Origin of the sequence: Megasphaera jansseni, from assembly GCF_047974155.1 — a bacterium.
Classification (GTDB): Bacteria; Bacillota; Negativicutes; order Veillonellales; family Megasphaeraceae; genus Megasphaera.
This window is the reverse complement of the sequence record NZ_JBHYRR010000010.1, coordinates 35,903-55,302: the sequence shown is the minus strand read 5'-3', so window position 1 is coordinate 55,302 and position 19,400 is coordinate 35,903. Positions and strand designations below refer to the sequence as shown.

Sequence of the window (19,400 nt, the reverse complement as noted above, 5' to 3'; positions counted from 1 at the left end):
TTATGAAAGCATACGCGAAAATTGCCAAGATTGCTATGACTGTCATGCTGTTGGCAGCGTTCTTCCTCTTATCGGGGTTCCGGGCGCAGACCATCATCCACGACGATGGCAGCGAAACACAAGATGTCCTGAAAGTATCCGATTCGGCTAAGGGGCAGAAAGACTTGAAAGACGATGCCGATGAATTCCAGAAGCGCAATTATACCATTATGGATTATAACAACGATAATGGCGAAGGCTTCCGGGCTATGAAGACGATCACCAAGGACGGAGCCAGCAAGAGCTCTGTCGACCACATTGTCCACAAGACACACGACGGCCTCATCTGTTCGACCTATTATATCGATTATAACTTTGATGGAAACAGTATCCAGACCCTGCGCTTAGGCACGCCGATGCCGGAAAATGGCGTCGACCTGGAATACATCGTCTCCTTCCCGTCGGGAACGCGCGTCGTCAGCAACAGCGATAAAGCCGATGACCAGGGCAGCACCTATTTGTGGAACCTGTCCAATTCCAACCCGACGGAAATCAAGCTCCAGGCCACGGTCTGGCATAAATTGTTCATCTATATCGCCCTGTTCCTGGTCGTCCTTATCCTGATCATCGTCCTCATCATGGAACACCGCCGCAAGAACGTCATCAGCTGGAAACGGGCGGCGCACATGCGTAAACTGGAAATGATGCTCCTCTGCATCCCGATCATCATCCTGGGCTACATGGGCTATGAATACTACGTCGGGACCCATGTGACGGCGGCATCGCTGGACAAAGTCGCCGAACAGCAGCAGGAAGAACTGCTGGAAAACAGGGAAGAAGATAAACGCCTGCAGGATGCCGATGCCCGCAAGCAGCGCAGTGGTGAAATGGCAGCGGCCCGCATCCGCAGCAAGGCCAACGATATTTCCAATGAACTGCGCAATCTGAAAGTCCAGTACCGCAATGGATCCATCAGCCGCAGCTCGGCCCGTTCCCAGGCACAGAGCCTGGCCCAGCAGGCCAAGGACATGCTCAGTGAAAGCACGAATTTGTCCCAGGCCGACCGCGATGTCCTGGAACAGCTCATCGACAATGTCGTAGCCGAAGCGGACTCCATCGGCGCATCGGCACCGAGCCGCAGCTCCTCGCAGGAAACGCGGCGCAGTGAATCCGTTTCCGAGTCCCAGAGCACGACCCGCAGCCGGTCGGATGATAAGTCGACGTCCAACACCAAGAGCAGTGACTCGTCGAAGACCCGCCAGTCGTCCGATAACAACCGCGATACGAGCAAGACAAATAAACAATAAAGATTTTTAATTAACTTTTTTTCTTGTTAGTATTTCCTATTTGTCCGAAAAATGGTATGATATGGGTATGAGAATTGACATTACAGCATGAATGCTGCTTGTACTTTTTAAGGAGGTCATATCAGTATGCATTGTGTAGAAGAAATCAAAAATGGTATTTATTGGATGGGATGCAACGATTTCCGCACGGAATTGTTTGAACGGATTTTCCCGATTCCCGAAGGCGTTACGTACAACTCCTATTTCATCGATGACGAAAAGACATGCGTCGTCGATGCTATGGACAAATCGTGCCGCGACGAATTCCTGGAAGACGTCGAATACCTGCTCAAAGGCCGTAAACTGGACTACTTCGTCCTCCAGCATATGGAACCGGACCATGCCAGCTCTGCCTTGGCTCTCCTGGAAAAATATCCGGATGCCAAGATCATCGGCCAGCCGCAGACGTTCAAGCTCTTTGAACAGTTCTTCCGCCATCCCATGACGGACCGTTACGTCGCTGTCAAAGAAGGGGACCAGCTGGCTCTCGGCAAACATACCCTGCAGTTCGTCAAAGCGCCTATGGTTCACTGGCCGGAAGTCATCATGTCCTATGACCTGACAGACCATGTCCTCTTCAGTGCCGACGCCTTTGGCCAGTTCGGTACCGTCGGCAACGTCTATGCCGACCAGGTCGACTTTGAAGAAAACTACCTCGATTCGGCCCGCCGTTACTATGTCAACATCGTTGGCAAATACGGCCCGCAGGTCGTCAACGTCCTCAAGAAGGCATCGGGCCTTCCTATCGACTTCATCTGCCCGCTCCATGGGTTCGTATTCCGTACGCCGGCTACGATTAAGTACATCATCGACAAATACCTCCACTGGGCTAAATACGTACCGGAAAAGAAAGGCGTCGTCATCGCTTTCTCGTCCATTTATGGCAATACCGAACGGGCTGCCTGCGTCCTGGCCCATAAATTGAGCCAGCGCGGTATCCAGGATATCCGCCTCTACGACGTCGCCAAGATCCATTCGTCGTACATTACGGCTAAGGCCTGGGAATACAGCCATCTCGTCCTGGCTGCTCCGACGTACAACCTGAATCTCTTCCTGCCCATGGAAAACTTCCTCCACGACTTGAAGACCCTCATGTTCCAGAAACGTACCATCGGCGTCCTCGCCTGCCACAGCTGGGCATCGGCTGCTTATAAGACCATGGTCGACTATGTTGAAAACCAGTTCAAATGCTGCGAACTCCTGGAACCGACGATGGATATGAAATCGTCCCTCCGCGACGACCAGGAATGTGAACTCGATGAATTGGCTGATAAGCTTGCTGAAAGCATCAAAGCTTATCCGGATCCGAAAACTTTGATCTAAGGTGGTGTAAGCGTGATCATCCGTGACGATAGCGCCAAGAGCGGCGATAAGCACGAACAGGATAAGGCCCGCAGCAATGGGGAAGAACTCCACATCGACTTGGGCCGCGACCTGACCGAAGACGAACAAAAAATCTTTGAAAAATTGCGCGAAGGATTACATATGTAAGGAAAAAGGACTTGCCCATAGGGCAAGTCCTTTTTCCGCTGTAGGGGCGCCCGCGTGGGGCGCCCGCCGTTCGCCGTTCGCAGGCCGCAAATGTAGGGGCGCCTATATGGCGCATCGTAGGGGCCGTCCCAAAGGGCGGCCCGCTGTGGAAAGCTGGCGATAACCCCTTCTTGACCATGAGGTATGATTTTAGCGACCTGCGGACTGTTGACTAAAACATACGTTTGCAATGGCGGCGGCGTTATGCTATGATAAAGGGAAAGAGGGGGCTTTATCATGGATTGGGACCGGATTCAACAGAAACTTCATATTCTCAGCGACGCGGCCAAGTACGACGTGTCCTGTTCATCCAGCGGCAGCCGGCGGGCCAATCAGGCCGGGGGTATCGGCAATGGCGCTGCCTGTGGCATCTGCCATACCTGGTCGTCTGACGGCCGCTGCGTGTCACTCCTCAAGATCCTCATGACCAACCGCTGTATCTACGACTGCGCCTACTGTGTCAACGCGGCCAGCCGGGAAGCGGAACGGGCTATCCTGACGCCGGAAGAAATCGCCGATGTGACCATCGCCTTTTACCGGCGCAATTACATCGAAGGCCTGTTCCTCAGTTCCGGTGTCTATCGCTCGCCGGACTATACGACAGAGCTCCTCATCCGGACGGCTCGCATCCTGCGGGACGAAAAGAAATTCAACGGCTACATCCATATGAAGGGCATCCCCGGGACGAGTGCCCCCCTTATCCGTGAACTGGGTCGCTACGTCGACCGTCTGAGCGTCAACATCGAACTGCCGTCGGCACCGAGCCTGCACCTGCTGGCGCCGCAGAAGACGAAGGAGAACATCCTCGTCCCTATGGGGCATATCCGCCAGGGAATCCTCGAGCGGCGGGAAGAGAAAAAGCACCATAAGAAGGTACCTTCCTTCGTCCCGGCCGGCCAGACGACACAGCTCATCGTCGGTGCGACGCCCGACAGCGACCGGACGATCCTGCGCCTGAGCCAGGCCCTATATGACAAGGTGGAATTGAAACGTGTCTATTATTCGGCCTATGTCCCGGCTGTGACCGGCCCGAACCTGCCGGCCATTGCCAAGCCGCCGCTCCTGCGGGAGCACCGTCTCTATCAGGCCGACTGGCTGCTGCGCTTCTACCAGTTCAAGGCCGATGAGATCTTGACCGACGAGGCACCCGATTTCGACCTCGACCTGGACCCCAAGGCCTGTTGGGCCCTGCGCCATCCCGAATTCTTTCCGGTCGAAGTCAACCGCGCGTCGTACCATGCCCTGCTGCGCGTCCCCGGTATCGGCGTCACATCGGCCCGGCGCATCTGTGCGGCCCGGCGCCAGGCCTTCTTGTCCTATGATACGCTGCGCCGCCTGGGCATCGTCCTCAAGCGGGCCCAGTATTTCATTACCTGCAAGGGGAAGTATTATGGGGCGACGACGGACCCGGTCCGCATCCGCCGGCTGCTCCTGGCCCGGCCGGCAGTGCAGGCGGCTTATGAACCGATGAGTCTGTTTTAGGGGCGATGGGATATGATTTATAGTTACGATGGAACTTTCTTCGGCTATTTGTCGGCCGTCTTCGATGCCTGGCACGATGGCCTGGGCCAAGTCGAAGACATCTGCCCGGACAGCCGGCTGGGATTGATTTTTTCCCAGCAGCGCTTCGTCCCGGCTGATGACGGCAAAGCCCGGCGCATCCTCGACGCTCTTCTGGCCCAGTGCGGGCCCAAGCCCTGCCATTATCTGTACTATGCTTTCCTGGCCGAACAGGAAGGGCGCGGCCCGGCCCTCCTGCAGTATCTGTGGCTGGCCTTCCGGTATAAAGGCGGCTTTCTGCATCATCTCAGTGAAAAACCTATCTGGACGGTCCGCCAGTGGGCCCGTAAGGCCGGGAATGAACGCCATAAACTCCTGGGCCTGGCCCGCTTCCGGGAATTGTCCGACGGCATGCTCTATTGTCAGCTCCAGCCGACGTGCTGTGTCGTCCCCGTCATGGCACCTCATTTCGTCCGCCGCTTCCCGGCTGAACGCTGGGTCCTCCACGACACAGGCCGCGGCATCGGCGTCTATTATGACGGCCATCAGCCGGTCATGGTGACCATCCCCCGGGCTGCGGCGGCACCGGACCTGTCGGCCGATGAAGAGGCCATCGAACATGTCTGGCAGGATTATTACCGGACCATTGCCATCCCATCACGCCGCAACGAGGCCCTGCGCCGCAGTTATATGCCCAAGAAGTATTGGTCCTCCCTGATTGAAATGAAGTGAAAAAAAGTATTTCTTTTTCCCGGCACTTGTTATATAATAGTAACATTGGATTTGTGATAGGAAAGGTGGAATACATTGAAACCTGTCTTAGTAAGTGTAAAAAGTATCCAACGTAACAAAGAGGGAGAAGAGCTGAAAATGGAGCTCGTTTCTGAAGGCAAGTTTTACGTCAAGGACGGGACGCAGTACATCGTCTATGAAGAAAGCGAGCTGACGGAAATGAAAGGCGTTACGACGGTCATCAAGGTATTACCCGGAGGGTCCGTCTTATTGTTGCGCCTTGGGAAGCTGCGCCAGCGTCAGGAATTCCGCAAGGGGAAGGTGACGCGCTCCCAGTATGACACACCGGTCGGCACGTTCGACGTGCAGATGAAGACCTATGAATGCCGTGCCGATTTAATCGATGGAATCGGTACGATTCAGTTGGGCTACGACGTCCATATCGAAGGCGTCAGTGCCAATTATACACAATTAACCATAACCGTGCAGGAGGATCAAGCGTAATGGAAATGAAGGATTTATTGAAGCAGGGCATTACGGAAGCCCTGAACAAGGCTATTGCAGCCGGCACCCTTCCAGCCGGCGACTATCCCGACGTCGCACTGGAAGTACCGCCGCAGAAGGAATTTGGCGACTTCGCCAGCAACATTGCCATGCAGTCGGCCCGCGTCGCCCATAAAGCACCGAGACTCATTGCCCAGGCCATCGTCGACGGGATGGATTATCCCTGGCTCGACCATGCTGAAATCGCCGGTGCCGGCTTCATCAACTTCTTCTTGAAGAACGACGTCATCTACGATACGCTCAAACAGATCCTGGCTGCCGGCGATGCCTATGGCCATGCACCGCTGCGCCAGGAAGACACGATCCAGGTCGAATACGTCAGCGCCAACCCGACTGGGCCGCTCCACGTCGGCCATGGCCGCGGCGCCGCTTACGGCAGTGCTTTGGTCAATCTCCTGCGGGCTGCCGGTTATAACGTCCAGGCTGAATACTACATCAACGATGCCGGCAACCAGATGAACAACCTGGCCGCTTCCGTCAATGCCCGCTACCTGGAACTGTTGGGCAAGCCGGCAGAAATCCCGGAAAACGGCTATCACGGTCACGACATCATTGAAACGGCCCAGGCCATCATCGACCAGGACGGCGATAAATATTTGGACATGCCCGAAGAAGAACGGCTGGAACTCTTCAAGGATCGGGCCTATGCCGAAAAGCTCAAGGCCCTCAAACGCGACCTGGCTCATTTCAACGTCCATTATGACAACTGGTTCAGCGAACGGACCCTTCATCCCGATGCCATCCAGGCAGCCTGCAAGGTCCTGGAAGAACGGGGCAAGATTTATGAAAAAGACGGCGCCCTGTGGCTGAAATCGACGGATTACGGCGATGACAAAGACCGCGTCGTCATCCGCGATAACGGCGTGCCGACCTACCTGGCTGCCGATATCGCTTATCATAAGAATAAATACGACCGGGGCTTCAAGAAGATGATCAATATCTGGGGTGCCGACCACCACGGTTATGTCGCCCGCGTCAAAGCGGCTATGGCGGCTCTCGGCTATGACGTCAACCAGCTGGAAGTGCTCCTCTTGCAGATGGTCAGCCTCTTCCGCGACGGCAAACCGGTCAAGATGAGCAAGCGTACGGGCCAGGCCATTACGCTGAACGAACTCATCGAAGAAGTCGGCACCGATGCAGCCCGTTACTTCTTCATCATGCGGTCCCTGGATACGCAGCTCGATTTCGACCTCGATTTAGCGAAATCGCACAGCAACGAAAACCCGGTCTACTACATCCAGTACGCCCATGCCCGTATCTACAGCATTTACCGTCAGGCCAAGGAAGCCGGTGCAGACCTCAGCACGGACTGGTCCGACGTCAAATGGGATACGCTGACCAATGAATACGAACTGGAACTGATCAAGAAGATGGCTGCTTTCCCGGAAGAAGTCCAGCGTGCCGCCCGCGAACGGGCACCGCACCGCATTGCCCACTTTGTCCACGAACTGGCTGGCATGTTCCATACGTTCTACAATCACTGCCGTATCATCCAGGAAGACAAGAATCTGGAAAGAGCCCGTCTGGCCCTGGTCACGGCAGTCCGCATCACCATCGCCAACAGTTTGGCTATTTTAGGGGTTTCTGCTCCTGAAAAAATGTAATATAATAAAATAAACGTTATTGATTGATTTTTGATTCGATGAGCAGAAGCTCAACAGGGAGGAAATATGGCTAAATACATCTTTGTCACAGGCGGCGTCGTTTCTTCGTTAGGGAAAGGCATTACAGCAGCATCGCTGGGCCGTTTGCTGAAGAACCGCGGCTATAAGGTCACGATCCAGAAGTTTGACCCCTATATCAACATCGACCCGGGTACGATGAGCCCGTATCAGCACGGCGAAGTCTTCGTCACCGACGATGGCACGGAAACGGACCTCGACCTCGGTCATTATGAACGCTTCATCGACATTAACCTCGGCAAGAACTCCAACGTCACGACCGGCAAGATTTACTGGTCGGTCCTGCAGAAAGAACGGCGCGGCGACTATTTGGGCCATACTGTCCAGGTCATCCCGCACATCACCAATGAAATCAAGAACCGCGTCTACCGCGTCGGCGACGATGACAATGCGGATATCGTCATCACCGAAATCGGCGGCACTGTCGGCGACATCGAAAGCCTGCCGTTCCTGGAAGCTATCCGCCAGATCAAGAAGGAAGTCGGCCGCAATGACGTCTTGTACATCCACGTCACTCTCGTACCGTACATCGGGGCTGCTGGCGAATTGAAGACCAAACCGACCCAGCACAGCGTCAAGGAACTGCGCGGCATCGGTATCCAGCCGGACATCATCGTCTGCCGTACGGAACGGCCGCTGTCGGATGAAATGAAAGAAAAACTGGCCTTGTTCTGCGACATCGACAAAGACGCCGTCATTGAAAACAAGACCTTGAACAGCATCTATGAAGTTCCTCTCCTGCTCTCTGAAGAAGGGATGGACCGCATCGTCCTGGAAAAACTCGACCTGCCCAACCGTCCCTGCGACATGGAAGACTGGAAGAAGATGGTCCATGCCATTTACAATACGGAAAAGACCTTGGAAATCGCCCTGGTCGGCAAATACGTCGCCCTCCACGATGCCTACCTCAGCGTCGCTGAAGCCCTGAACCATGCTGGCATCGCCTATAAGACGAAAGTCAACATCCATTGGATCGATTCGGAAACGCTGGAAGACCCGAACCTCTCGATGGAAGAAGTCTTCAAGGGCATCGACGGCATCGTCGTTCCCGGCGGTTTCGGCAACCGCGGCGTCGAAGGCAAGATCCGCGCCGTTCAGTATGCCCGTGAAAACAAGGTTCCCTATCTCGGCCTCTGCCTGGGCATGCAGTGCGCTGTCATGGAATTCGCCCGCCACGTCGTCGGCCTCGAAGGTGCTACGTCGTCGGAATTCCATGAAGATGCCAAATTCCCGGTCATCGACCTCATGCCGGACCAGGTCGACATCTCCGATAAAGGCGGCACCATGCGCCTCGGCCTCTATCCCTGCAAACTGACAGAAGGCACGAAAGCTCATGAAGTCTATGGCACCAACCTCATTTACGAACGCCATCGCCATCGCTGGGAATTCAACAACAAATACCGCACGGAAATGGTCAATGCCGGTCTCGTCCTTTCTGGGACATCGCCGGATGACCGCTTGGTAGAAATCGTCGAACTCAAGGATCACCCCTGGTTCGTAGGCTGCCAGTTCCATCCGGAATTCAAATCCCGCCCGACCAAAGCCCATCCGTTATTCAAAGGCCTGATCAAAACGGCCCTGGAATTGAAAGGGGAATAATTGGTGGCTCGTGGCTCGTGCTTCGTGATTCGTGGCTCGTAGGGGTCCGGTCAGCAGTTAGCAGTTAACAGTTAACAGTTAACCCCTAACCCCTAGCCCCTAACCCCTAACCCCTAGCCACTAGCCACTAAAAAGGCGCTGTCATAAGACAGCGCCTTTTTCACGTCTATGCGGCAAACGCATATAGGATGCATATATATGTGATTTATTGAACATATGGCAGAACGCTTTATTCCCGTGAAATATGACAAAAGTTAGTTGCTATGGAGAGAAAAATAAACTATTTTTTGTTATTATGCATCCTTATAAAATACGGTAAGAATGGGCTTCATACTATACAAAACAGGTGATGTATACGAAAATGTAAACTACATTATCTCTTTGAATTTGGACGAATTTTGACTTCTTTTTCCTGCGCATTGCAGGTCATAAAAATAAGTTAAATGTGTAACTTTGCTCTGATTTTCACATTGAATAATATGCTACATAATGATATAATGTAAGCGATTGAAAGCATGATTCATGTTTTTATTATTTTTCATTATATAATAATGAGGTGATTTTTGATGTTGAATACCTTTAAAAGAGGTGGGGTCCATCCTGATGATGGCAAGATCTATGCAAAAGACAAAGCCATAGAAACCCCGGCAGTACCGGCTCAAGTCGTCATTCCCATGAGCCAGCACTTTGGTGCGCCTTGTACGCCGACCGTCAAAGTCGGTGACCTGGTCAAGAAAGGCCAGCTTATCGGGACGAGTGACGCATTCTTGCATGCCGACATCCATGCATCTACGTCCGGCAAAGTCATCAAAGTTGCGCCTATGCCGCACAACATGATGGTCAAATGCATGGCTGTCGTCATCGAAGCAGATGGTAAAGATGAATGGGCAGAAGGGATTCCCCAGGCTCACGACTGGAAACAGCTCGACAGCAAGGAAATCCTGGAACTCATCAAGAAAGCCGGCGTCGTCGGTTGCGGCGGTGCTACCTTCCCGGCTCATGTCAAATTGGCTCCGAACAAACCGGTCGATACGTTCATCGTCAACGGTGCGGAATGTGAACCGTATCTGACCTGCGACTATCGTGCCATGGTCGAAAAGGAAACGACGGACAAACTCGTCACAGGCGTCCAAATCTGCATGAAAGTCCTCGGTGTCAAGAAGGCCTTCATCGGCATTGAAGACAACAAGCCGGAAGCTATCCAGAACCTGACCGAAGCTTTCAAAGATATTCCTGAAGTTACAGTCCTCGCTTGTAAGACGAAGTACCCTCAGGGTGCTGAAAAGATGATGATCGAAGCCTGCACAGGCCGTCAGGTCGAACCGGGCGGACTTCCTATGAACGTCGGCTGCGTCGTCAGCAACGTCGGTACGGTCATTGCCATCACCGATGCTGTCTGCCAGGGCATCCCCTTCATCGAACGCCTTACGACCGTTACCGGTGACTGCATCAAAGAACCGAAGAACCTCCGTCTCCGTATCGGTACGACTTTCCAGGAAGCCATTGATTACTGCGGCGGCTTCTCCAAACAGCCGGATCGCCTGATCGCCGGCGGCCCGATGATGGGCCTGGCCCAGTATCAGCTCGATGTGCCGATCACCAAAGGGGCTTCCGGTATCCTGGCTCTCTCTCCGGAAAAATGCCAGGTCGGCGAAGAATCTCCGTGCATCCGCTGCGGCCGTTGCGTAGAAGCATGTCCCATGGGCCTCATTCCGAGCCAGCTCAGCATCTTCTCGTCCTGCCAGGCATGGGATAAATGCATGGAATACGGCGTCATGAACTGTGTCGAATGTGGCAGCTGTGTCTATACCTGCCCGGCAAAACGTAACATTGTCCAGTATATCCGCAATGCGAAAGGCCAGTGCAAAGCTATCCAGCGCGCAGCGCAGGCTAAAGCTGAAGCACAGAAAGCCAAGAACTAATTGGAAGAAGGGATATCATGAGTCCAGAAGCTAAAGGACAAACAAATGGAAAGGATGCTAAAGACATGCAGGAATTTAAACTTACCGTAGCATCTTCACCGCATGTTCGCTGTAACGAAACCATTCCTAAGATCATGTGGAATGTCGTCGCTGCCCTTGTACCGGCTGCTGCGTTCGGCGTCTACTATTTCGGTGTCAATGCTCTCGTCAATATCATCGTCGCAATTGTCTCGGCAGTTGTATTTGAATTCTTATGGGAAAAACTGATGCACAAACGCGTCACCATCAAAGATGGTTCTGCCGTCATCACGGGCCTTCTCCTGGCTATGTGCTGCCCGCCGAACCTTCCCTGGTGGATGAGCATCGTCGGTTCCTTCCTGGCTATCGTCGTTTGTAAACAGGCCATGGGCGGCCTTGGCTACAACATCTTCAACCCGGCTCACGTCGGCCGTGCTGGCTTGATGGTTTCCTGGCCGATTGCCATGACGACCTGGACCCAGCTCAATGGGACCGTCATCGACGGTGTCGCTGGGGCTACGCCGCTGAACGTCTTCAAACATGGCGGCACAGATGCTCTCTTCAATCTCTTCGGTACGAACGATTGGGGCACTATTTATCAGAGCTTGTTCTTCGGGTTCCGCAACGGGTCCCTCGGTGAAACGTCGACGGTTCTCCTCATCCTCGGTGGTCTGTGGCTGATCTACAAAGGCTACATCAACTGGCAGGTTCCGGTCATCATGATTGCTACCGTCGGCGTCCTCATGGGTGCTTTCTATGGCGTCAACGTTGCAATCTTTGAAATGATGGCTGGCGGCCTCATCATCGGCGCCTTCTTCATGGCAACCGATATGGTCACGGCTCCGATTACCCTGAAAGGCCAGATGATCTTCGCATTGGGCTGCGGCCTGATTACGGTCCTCATCCGTACGCTCGGCGGTTATCCGGAAGGGGTTTGCTACTCCATCTTGCTCATGAATACCTTGACTCCGCTCATCGACCGTCTGGTCAAACCGACCGTCTTTGGCGCAGTAAAAAAGGGGGCTAAATAAAATGGCAGACAAAAACGAAAGCGGAATCTTCAAGGTTGCGATGAACCTGATCCTGACCTGCCTGGTTTCCGGCTGTATCATCGGCGTCGTCTATGCTGCTACTGGCAAGATCGCCTATGAAAAGGCAGAACAGATGAAACAGGATTCCATGAAATCCCTCGTTCCGCAGGCTGAAAAATTCGATCCCGTCCCTGGTGAAAAAGATACCTTCGTCGCTGAACAGGGCGGTAAAAAAGTGGCTTATATCATTCCGACGGCTCCGAAAGGTTACGGCGGCACTATCAAGATGCTGACGGCCGTTTCCATGGATGGCACGGTTATGGATTACACCGTCCTCGAAGCTAACGAAACGCCGGGCCTCGGCGACAGAGGTGCTAAATCTCCGTTTAAAGATCAGTTCAAAGGCAAGAAACTGGAAAACTTGGAAGTCACCAAGGACGCTGGCGTAAAAGATAAGATCCAGGCCATGACCGGTGCTACCATTTCTTCCCGTGCTTTCACTTTGGGCGTTAAGCAGGCTGTTGAAAAAGCAGCACAGTTAGGGGGTAAATAATAATGAATCTTTGGAAAGTATTTACTAGAGGCATTATTGAAGAAAACCCGTACTTCGTCCTGGCCTTGAGCCTGTGCCCGGGCCTTGCCGTTACGACAAGCATCGTCAATGGCCTGACCATGGGCTGCACAGTATGGTTCGTTATCACGGCCAACAATACGGTCGTTTCCATCATTCACAAGCTGATCAACAAAAAAGTCCGTATCCCTGTTTATATCACCTGTATCGCTACCATCGTAACCTGCGTACAGTTGTTCCTGCAGGCCTTTGCTCCGGATCTGTACAAAGCCTTGGGCGTATACCTCGACCTGGTCGTCGTATTTGCTATCATCCTGGCTCGTGCTGAATCGGTTGCATCGAAAAACGGCGTCGTCGTTTCCTTCCTCGACGGCATGGGCATGGGCATTGGCTTCACCATTGCTATGTTCCTCATTTCCTTCGTCCGTGAAATCCTCGGCAATGGTACCTTCTTTGGTATCCCTGTCTTCGGTCCGTCCTATCAGCCGGCCCTGATCATGGCTTTGCCGCCTGGAGCCTTCATGCTCATCGGTTTCATCATGGCTGGTTTCAAGATGTGGAATGAACATGTTGAAAGACAGAGACAACTGAAAGGGAGTGAAGGATAATGGAATACTTTACGCTGTTCATCGGGGCTGTCTTGATTAACAACTTCGTATTGACCAAGTTCCTCGGTTTGTGTATCTTCTTCGGCGTTTCCAAGAACCTGAACGCCTCTGTCGGCATGGGCTTCGCCGTCACTGCCGTCATCACTATGAGTACTATCCTGGCATGGTGCCTGTACAACTTAGTCCTGGTACCGCTTCATTTGGAATTCCTGCGCACGATTTCCTTCGTTATCTTGATTGCAAGTTTCGTACAGTTGCTGGAAATCGTCATCAAGAAAGAATCGCCGACCCTGTATAACATGTGGGGCATTTACCTCATGCTGATCGCTACGAACTGTATCGTCCTGTCCGTCCCGGTCATCAGTGTCACCAGCGGTTATAACTTCTTGGAAAACATCGTCTTCGCTGTTGGCGCAGGTCTCGGTTTCGCCGTAGCCCTGATCCTCATGGCAAGCTGCCGTGAAAAATTGGACTATGCCGCTGTTCCGCACGCTTTGAAAGGCACACCAATCGCTTTCATCGTCGCCGGTATGATGTCCCTGGCATTCCTCGGCTTCTCCGGTATGATTTAAGGCAAAGGAGTGAATTAGATTATGTACGATTATACAACGATAGCTATGTATGCTGTCGGCGTCATGGTTTGCATCGGTATCGTCTTCGGCTTTATCCTTGCAAGTGCTGATAAGAAATTTGCCATGGAAGAAAATCCGCTCATCGGCGAAGTAAAAGAAGCACTTCCTCAGGGCCAGTGCGGTGCCTGCGGTTTCGCCGGCTGTGCAAAATATGCGGAAGCCGTCGTCCTCGACCCGAACGTTCCGCCTAACCTCTGTGTTCCTGGGAAAGCTGAAGTCGCTGCTGTCGTCGCTAAGTTGACGGGCAAAGTCGCTGAAGCTACGGAACCGAAATACGCTCACATCAAATGCCGCGGCGGCAATGGCATTGCCAAACTGGCTTATGAATACAAAGGCGTTCATGACTGCGCTGCTGCTAAGATTGTCCAGCAGGGCCCGAAATTCTGTAAATTTGGCTGTCTCGGCTTCGGCAACTGCACGCGTGCCTGCCCGTTCGGTGCTATGAGCATGGGCGAAAATGGCCTGCCTGTCGTCAATAAGACGCTGTGCACAGGCTGTGGCAAATGCGCTTCTGTCTGCCCGAACCACGTCATCGAACTGTTACCGGTCAGTGCCAAAGTCAGCATCAGCTGCAGCTCTAAAGATTTCGGCGCTCCGGCTATGAAGAACTGCAAGGCTATGTGCCTTGGCTGCGGTTCTTGCATGCGTAACTGCTCTCACAAAGATGAAGGCGCTATCAAGATCGTCGACCATCTGGCTGTCATCAATCAGGAAATCTGCCGCAACTGTGACAATGCTACGTGCCTGACCAAGTGCCCGACAGGTGCTATCAACGAAATGATCAAAGGTTCCTTCAAGAAAGAAGAAAACGTAGGTTAATACATGGATAAGAAACGGTATGTATGGGTTCTTCTCACCATGGCGTTGCTCATCGTTTTAAGTTGCTCCGGATGCACTTTGCATCCGGAGTCTTCTTTTGATAGGAGCGGTGTCGCTATGGATACGACGGTCTCCCTGCGGGCGTCCGGGAAAGAAGCCAAAGAAGCAGTCGACGAGGGCTTTGACCGCCTGAATCAGCTGGATAAACTGGCCGGACAGAATGAAGACAGTGACGTGAGCCGTATCAATGCCGCTGCCGGCAAGGAATACGTCCAGGTCGATCCGGCCATTTATGAAATGATTGAATACGCCAAGGATTATTCGGCCAAGAGCCAGGGCGAATGGGACATCACGGTCGGCGTCATGACCAATTTATGGCGCATCGGCAACGACGACCAGCATGTGCCGTCAGCCGATGAAATTTCCCAGGCCCTGATGAAGGTCAACTACAAGGATATTCTTCTGCGGCCGCAAGACCACAGCGTCATGCTGGCCAAGCCCGGTATGGCCATTGACCTGGGCGGCGTGGCCAAAGGCTATGCCGTCGACGAAATCCGCAAGATTTACGAAAAACACCACATCGAAAGCGGTCTCATCAACCTCGGGGCCAGCTCGATGTATGCCGTTGGCAAGACGACAAAAGGCAAGCCCTGGCGGATTGGCATCAAGCATCCCCGCTCGGATGACGACAAGACCTTTCTGGGGATCGTATCCATCGAGAACCAGGCCCTGTCCACGTCGGGCGACTACGAACGCTATTTCATTCAGGATGGCGTCCGCTACCACCACATTTTCGACCCCCGCACGGGCTATCCGGCCCGGTCCGGCGTCATGAGCGACTCCGTCGTCATCGACGGTTCGGTGCCTCATGCCGGTATGCTCAGCGATATGATGACGACTATCGTCTTCGTCCTGGGACCGCAGAAGGGGATGGAACTGGTAAGCAGCATGGAAGGCGTCAACTGTGAAATCACAGGCAGCGATAATGCCGTCTACATGACGCAGGGCTTTGCCGATAATTTCTCTGACTTGAATAGTGATTTCCATCTTTCCGATTCGGAATAAACCGGCCTCCATAGAAGTAAAAAGTATAGCAGAAAAAAAATTAATATCTTTAAGTCTATTTACTTTTTCATTCGTTTGTAAGATAATAGATATGTAAATTTTAGAAATTATGGAGGGTAGTATCTACATATGGATCATATCGATGACAAAATTTTAACGATACTCAAACACAATGGCAAAGCTTCGGCTACGGAAATCAGCAAGGTTGTCGGCCTGTCCATCCCGGCTGTCGCCGAACGCATCCGCAAGATGGAACACAATGGCATCATCGAAGGCTACGGTGCCAAGATCAGCCGCCGCAAAACCGGTTATAACGTGACGGCTTTCATCATGGTCAACCTCGAACGCTCTGGCGATGTCGAAGAATTCCGCTCGAAGATCGTCCAGTATCCGGAAGTCCTGGAATGTCACCACGTCGTCGGCGCCTTTGACTACTTGCTGAAAGTACTGGTCAAGACACCGGATGACCTGGAACACTTCCTCATGCAGGTATTGAACGAAATCCCGACGGTCGCCTCGTCTCAGACCTTCATGTGCCTGTCGACACTGAAGGAAGAATGGAATGTGTAAGAGCGTCGTGGTTCGTAGCTAGTAGGGGCCGCCCTTTGGGACGGCCCCTACGATAAAAAGGGACTGTCGCACGAAGGATTCTGCCATCATACGAGGTCCCTTTTACTTTATAGTTTGTAGCACGGAGTTTGTAGTTTTCAGAAAAGACCGTTAAATTTAAAGCCATTCGCTAACAACTAACTGCTAGCCACTAACCACTTTAAAGGGCTTGTCGTCGTGCGACAAGCCCTTTTTACTATCCTTTTATCTTCCCGTCGAGGCTGATGATGTGAACCTTGAAGGGGATGTCCTTGCCGCTCTGGGCGAGGGCTTTTTTGGCAGCCATTTCCAGGCCGCCGCAGCATGGGACTTCCATGCGGACTAGGGTGACGTCATGGATATCGTTCTGGCGAAGGATTTCTGTCAATTTTTCAGCGTAGTCGATGTTGTCGAGTTTCGGGCAGCCGATGAGGGTGATGCGGCCCTTGATGAAATCTTCGTGGAAGCGGGCGTAGGCATAGGCCGTGCAGTCGGCAGCGATGAGCAGGCTGGCACCGTTGAAATAAGGCGTATGAGGCGGTACGAGCTTGATCTGGACTGGCCACTGGCTCAGGCGGGAAATAGACGGTCCGGCAGGGATTTCACCAGCGCCTTTCGGTGTGTCCGCGAGGCGGCGGGCCTGGCTGCCGGGACAGCGGCCGGTGTAGACTCTTCCCTGAGCGGCCATGTGCTGCTTTACGGCTTCTTCGTCATAGGCAGCGGCTTCGCGTTCAACAAAGGTGATGGCATCCGTCGGGCAATGGGGCAGGCAGTCGCCCAGACCGTCGCAATAATCATCGCGCATGAGGCGGGCCTTGCCGTCGACCATGGCGATAGCCCCTTCGTGACAGGCCGTGGCGCAGGCGCCGCAGCCATTGCATTTTTCCGAATCAATCTGTATAATTTTACGTATCATAATTTCCTCCATCGTGTTACATGAATCAAACTGGTTTGGGACCTTTATGGTCTTAGTATACCCTATGGAGCGAGAATTGGCTGTTGTTTTTCCAACTATTATCTTTTCTTGGGAGGTCTTTCCATGGAACAATATCTGTCCCTCATTGAAACGTCGCCGCTTTTCCACGGCGTGGCCGAAGCCGATGTCCTGCCGCTCTTGCAGCGCTTGAAGGTGCGTAAGAAGAAATATGAGAAAGGAGAATTCCTCTTTTATTCCGGCGATGCCGTCCCCTATATCGGCCTGGTCCTGGAAGGGGCGGTCCACATCATCCAGGAAGATTACTGGGGGAACCGCAATATCCTTTCCCAGATTCCGGCAGGCTTCTTTTTCGGCGAAGCCTTTGCCTGTCTGCCCGACTCGCCGGCGACAGTCGATGTCGTCGCCGCAGCGGATACGGTCATCATGCAGATCTATGTCGGCAACGTCCTCCATGCCGGTCAGGTCCTGACACCGGCTCAGGCCCGTTTCATGGGCAATCTCCTGGCCCTGATGTCTGAAAAGAACCGCCTCCTTACGGAAAAGATACGCTACCTGACCCAGCGCTCGACGCGCCAGAAAATCATGCTCTATTTGTCCGACCTGGCCCGGAAAAAAGGGAAGTCCACCTTCATCCTGCCCTTCAACCGCCAGCAGATGGCCGACTTCCTCTCCGTCGACCGCAGTGCCTTGTCGGCCGAACTGAGCAAGATGAAAAAAGAAGGCCTCATCGATTACCATAAGGACAAATTCACTTTGCTGCAATAGAACCATTAAGGAAAATGGCGGGCCGCCTTTACAGGACGGCCCCTACGAACTACGAACCACATGCTGAAAGAGCAACCTCTCAGTCAGCTTCGCTGACAGCTCTCCTATAAGGAGAGCCACTAACCACTAACCACTAACCACTAACCACTAAAAAAGGCGCTGTCTTCATGGGACAGCGCCTTTTTTCCTCGCTTTTAATGCAAATGGGGGAGGATGTGGCCCATTTTATTCTTTTTCGTTTCCAAGTAGAATTCGTCGAATTTCTGCGGTTTCATTTCGATGGGGACGCGTTCTACGATTTCGACGCCGAAGCCTTCGAGGCCGTAGATTTTTTCCGGGTTGTTGGTGAGCAGGCGGATTTCTTTAGCGCCCATGTCCTGAAGGATCTGGGCACCGATCCAGTATTCGCGCAGATCCGGAGCGAAGCCGAGTTTTTCGTTGGCTTCTACTGTGTCATAGCCCTGTTCCTGGAGGACATAGGCTTTGAGTTTGTTGATGAGGCCGATGCCGCGGCCTTCCTGGCGCATGTAGAGAAGGATGCCCCGGCCTTCGGCGTTGATCTGCGTGAGGGCTGCTGCCAGCTGTTCACCGCAGTCGCAGCGGCGGGAGCCGAAGACGTCGCCTGTGAGGCATTCGGAATGGACGCGGCACAAGAGGTTCTTACCGTCGCCGATTTCCCCTTTGACCAGGGCGACGTGGTGTTCACCGGTCAGGTCGTTGACGTAGCCGTAGATCTTGAAATCGCCGTATTTCGTCGGCATCTTGGCGACGGCTTCGCGGATGACGTGTTTATCGTGGCGGCGGCAGTAGTTCTGGAGATCGTGGATGGTGATGAATTTCAGGCCGTATTCATCGGCGATTTTCCAGAGGTCCGGTGTGCGCATCATCGTGCCGTCATCGGCCATGATTTCGCAGCACAGGCCGACCTGTTTGAGGCCTGCCAGGCGCAGGAGGTCGACCGTAGCTTCTGTATGGCCGTTGCGAGTCAGGACGCCGCCGCGTTTGGCGACGAGGGGGAAGTTGTGGCCAGGACGGCGGAAATCTTCGGGACGAGCCGATTCTTCAGCACATTTGCGGGCTGTCAGGGCGCGTTCGACAGCGGAGATACCCGTCGTCGTGTCGACGTGGTCGATGGAAACGGTGAAGGCCGTTTCGTGGTTATCTGTATTTTCGCTGACCATCTGGGGCAGGCCGAGCTTATGGGCGTATTCGATGCTCATGGGCATGCAGATCAGGCCCTTGCCGTGGCTGGCCATGAAGTTCATGTTTTCTGTCGTGCAGTACTGGGCGGCGCAGATGAAGTCGCCTTCGTTTTCGCGGTCCGGGTCATCGGTGACGATGATGACGTGGCCGGCCTGTAATTCTTCCAATGCTTCTTCGATGGTGTTGAATTTGCGTTTTTCTGTAGTCAAAATAAAGACCTCCTTAAAGTCTGTATTGTTGATAGTTTGGTGGTACTTAAAAAGCCCTGGCGGTAAGGCACAGGGCTTTGACATGCAAGGAAAGGCACGC

At 53.3% G+C, this 19,400-nt stretch carries 19 protein-coding genes; 17 read left to right on the top strand and 2 right to left on the bottom strand.

Annotated elements, in window-relative coordinates; all coding sequences use genetic code 11:
* Positions 1 to 2: 2 nt before the first annotated feature.
* From ACE418_RS05535 to ACE418_RS05460, 16 genes are all read left to right on the top strand, one after another.
* A complete protein-coding gene (locus ACE418_RS05535) occupies positions 3 to 1,286 on the top strand; it encodes a hypothetical protein (RefSeq protein ID WP_416449671.1) in 1,284 nt (427 codons plus the stop codon).
* Positions 1,287 to 1,412: 126 nt separating this feature from the next.
* Positions 1,413 to 2,648 (top strand): FprA family A-type flavoprotein, encoded by a 1,236-nt coding sequence (locus tag ACE418_RS05530; RefSeq protein WP_298589988.1) that lies wholly within the window; start codon positions 1,413 to 1,415, stop codon positions 2,646 to 2,648.
* 12 nt (positions 2,649 to 2,660) lie between these two features.
* A complete protein-coding gene (locus ACE418_RS05525) occupies positions 2,661 to 2,816 on the top strand; it encodes a hypothetical protein (protein ID WP_014015129.1) in 156 nt (51 codons plus the stop codon).
* Between the two features lie 276 nt (positions 2,817 to 3,092).
* The gene (locus ACE418_RS05520; RefSeq protein WP_416449670.1) at positions 3,093 to 4,337 is read left to right on the top strand and encodes a putative DNA modification/repair radical SAM protein; all 1,245 of its coding nucleotides are present in this window, start codon (positions 3,093 to 3,095) and stop codon (positions 4,335 to 4,337) included.
* Between the two features lie 12 nt (positions 4,338 to 4,349).
* Positions 4,350 to 5,087: a TIGR03915 family putative DNA repair protein gene (locus ACE418_RS05515; protein ID WP_416449669.1), complete on the top strand. Its 738-nt coding sequence runs from the start codon at positions 4,350 to 4,352 to the stop codon at positions 5,085 to 5,087.
* Positions 5,088 to 5,162: 75 nt separating this feature from the next.
* Positions 5,163 to 5,591, top strand: a complete 429-nt coding sequence (locus ACE418_RS05510) for a YwiB family protein (RefSeq protein ID WP_292296663.1) — start codon at positions 5,163 to 5,165, stop codon at positions 5,589 to 5,591.
* Positions 5,591 to 7,255, top strand: a complete 1,665-nt coding sequence (gene argS, locus ACE418_RS05505) for an arginine--tRNA ligase (RefSeq protein ID WP_416449668.1) — start codon at positions 5,591 to 5,593, stop codon at positions 7,253 to 7,255. The genes ACE418_RS05510 and argS overlap by 1 nt, the downstream gene beginning before the upstream one ends.
* A 66-nt stretch (positions 7,256 to 7,321) precedes the next feature.
* Entirely contained in the window at positions 7,322 to 8,932 is a 1,611-nt protein-coding gene (locus tag ACE418_RS05500; RefSeq protein ID WP_298587117.1) for a CTP synthase, read from the top strand.
* A gap of 566 nt (positions 8,933 to 9,498) precedes the next feature.
* Positions 9,499 to 10,854 (top strand): electron transport complex subunit RsxC, encoded by a 1,356-nt coding sequence (gene rsxC / locus ACE418_RS05495; protein WP_014015125.1) that lies wholly within the window; start codon positions 9,499 to 9,501, stop codon positions 10,852 to 10,854.
* A gap of 17 nt (positions 10,855 to 10,871) precedes the next feature.
* Positions 10,872 to 11,903, top strand: a complete 1,032-nt coding sequence (locus ACE418_RS05490) for an RnfABCDGE type electron transport complex subunit D (protein WP_416449667.1) — start codon at positions 10,872 to 10,874, stop codon at positions 11,901 to 11,903.
* Between the two features lies 1 nt (position 11,904).
* A complete protein-coding gene (locus tag ACE418_RS05485; protein ID WP_416449666.1) occupies positions 11,905 to 12,456 on the top strand; it encodes an RnfABCDGE type electron transport complex subunit G in 552 nt (183 codons plus the stop codon).
* A gap of 2 nt (positions 12,457 to 12,458) precedes the next feature.
* The gene (rsxE, locus tag ACE418_RS05480; RefSeq protein WP_416449665.1) at positions 12,459 to 13,082 is read left to right on the top strand and encodes an electron transport complex subunit RsxE; all 624 of its coding nucleotides are present in this window, start codon (positions 12,459 to 12,461) and stop codon (positions 13,080 to 13,082) included.
* Entirely contained in the window at positions 13,082 to 13,654 is a 573-nt protein-coding gene (locus tag ACE418_RS05475; RefSeq protein WP_020311510.1) for an electron transport complex protein RnfA, read from the top strand. The genes rsxE and ACE418_RS05475 overlap by 1 nt, the downstream gene beginning before the upstream one ends.
* Positions 13,655 to 13,675: 21 nt before the next feature.
* Complete coding sequence (gene rnfB / locus ACE418_RS05470; protein ID WP_416449664.1) at positions 13,676 to 14,533, top strand: RnfABCDGE type electron transport complex subunit B; 858 nt, start codon at positions 13,676 to 13,678, stop codon at positions 14,531 to 14,533.
* A gap of 117 nt (positions 14,534 to 14,650) precedes the next feature.
* Complete coding sequence (locus ACE418_RS05465; RefSeq protein WP_416449663.1) at positions 14,651 to 15,598, top strand: FAD:protein FMN transferase; 948 nt, start codon at positions 14,651 to 14,653, stop codon at positions 15,596 to 15,598.
* 129 nt (positions 15,599 to 15,727) lie between these two features.
* Entirely contained in the window at positions 15,728 to 16,168 is a 441-nt protein-coding gene (locus tag ACE418_RS05460; RefSeq protein WP_014015117.1) for an Lrp/AsnC family transcriptional regulator, read from the top strand.
* A gap of 235 nt (positions 16,169 to 16,403) precedes the next feature.
* On the opposite strand, the gene ACE418_RS05455 is transcribed toward ACE418_RS05460, so the two are convergent.
* A complete protein-coding gene (locus ACE418_RS05455) occupies positions 16,404 to 17,102 on the bottom strand; it encodes a 4Fe-4S binding protein (RefSeq protein ID WP_416449661.1) in 699 nt (232 codons plus the stop codon).
* A gap of 123 nt (positions 17,103 to 17,225) precedes the next feature.
* Between ACE418_RS05455 and ACE418_RS05450 the strand changes: the two genes are divergently transcribed.
* On the top strand, positions 17,226 to 17,888 hold the full coding sequence (locus ACE418_RS05450; RefSeq protein WP_416449660.1) for a Crp/Fnr family transcriptional regulator: 663 nt from the start codon (positions 17,226 to 17,228) through the stop codon (positions 17,886 to 17,888).
* Between the two features lie 194 nt (positions 17,889 to 18,082).
* Here the strand turns inward: ACE418_RS05450 and ACE418_RS05445 are convergent, their stop codons facing one another.
* Complete coding sequence (locus ACE418_RS05445; RefSeq protein WP_416449659.1) at positions 18,083 to 19,300, bottom strand: bifunctional 3,4-dihydroxy-2-butanone-4-phosphate synthase/GTP cyclohydrolase II; 1,218 nt, start codon at positions 19,298 to 19,300, stop codon at positions 18,083 to 18,085.
* Positions 19,301 to 19,400 lie beyond the last annotated feature (100 nt).

Bases quoted from the DNA above. Each gene is read 5' to 3' on its own strand.
- ACE418_RS05535 (WP_416449671.1), top strand. From the start codon at position 3: ATGAAAGCATACGCGAAAATTGCCAAGATTGCTATGACTGTCATGCTG.
- ACE418_RS05530 (WP_298589988.1), top strand. From the start codon at position 1,413: ATGCATTGTGTAGAAGAAATCAAAAATGGTATTTATTGGATGGGATGC.
- ACE418_RS05520 (WP_416449670.1), top strand. From the start codon at position 3,093: ATGGATTGGGACCGGATTCAACAGAAACTTCATATTCTCAGCGACGCG.
- ACE418_RS05515 (WP_416449669.1), top strand. From the start codon at position 4,350: ATGATTTATAGTTACGATGGAACTTTCTTCGGCTATTTGTCGGCCGTC.
- argS (WP_416449668.1), top strand. From the start codon at position 5,591: ATGGAAATGAAGGATTTATTGAAGCAGGGCATTACGGAAGCCCTGAAC.
- ACE418_RS05500 (WP_298587117.1), top strand. From the start codon at position 7,322: ATGGCTAAATACATCTTTGTCACAGGCGGCGTCGTTTCTTCGTTAGGG.
- rsxC (WP_014015125.1), top strand. From the start codon at position 9,499: ATGTTGAATACCTTTAAAAGAGGTGGGGTCCATCCTGATGATGGCAAG.
- ACE418_RS05490 (WP_416449667.1), top strand. From the start codon at position 10,872: ATGAGTCCAGAAGCTAAAGGACAAACAAATGGAAAGGATGCTAAAGAC.
- ACE418_RS05485 (WP_416449666.1), top strand. From the start codon at position 11,905: ATGGCAGACAAAAACGAAAGCGGAATCTTCAAGGTTGCGATGAACCTG.
- rsxE (WP_416449665.1), top strand. From the start codon at position 12,459: ATGAATCTTTGGAAAGTATTTACTAGAGGCATTATTGAAGAAAACCCG.
- ACE418_RS05475 (WP_020311510.1), top strand. From the start codon at position 13,082: ATGGAATACTTTACGCTGTTCATCGGGGCTGTCTTGATTAACAACTTC.
- rnfB (WP_416449664.1), top strand. From the start codon at position 13,676: ATGTACGATTATACAACGATAGCTATGTATGCTGTCGGCGTCATGGTT.
- ACE418_RS05465 (WP_416449663.1), top strand. From the start codon at position 14,651: ATGGATACGACGGTCTCCCTGCGGGCGTCCGGGAAAGAAGCCAAAGAA.
- ACE418_RS05460 (WP_014015117.1), top strand. From the start codon at position 15,728: ATGGATCATATCGATGACAAAATTTTAACGATACTCAAACACAATGGC.
- ACE418_RS05455 (WP_416449661.1), bottom strand. From the start codon at position 17,102: ATGATACGTAAAATTATACAGATTGATTCGGAAAAATGCAATGGCTGC.
- ACE418_RS05450 (WP_416449660.1), top strand. From the start codon at position 17,226: ATGGAACAATATCTGTCCCTCATTGAAACGTCGCCGCTTTTCCACGGC.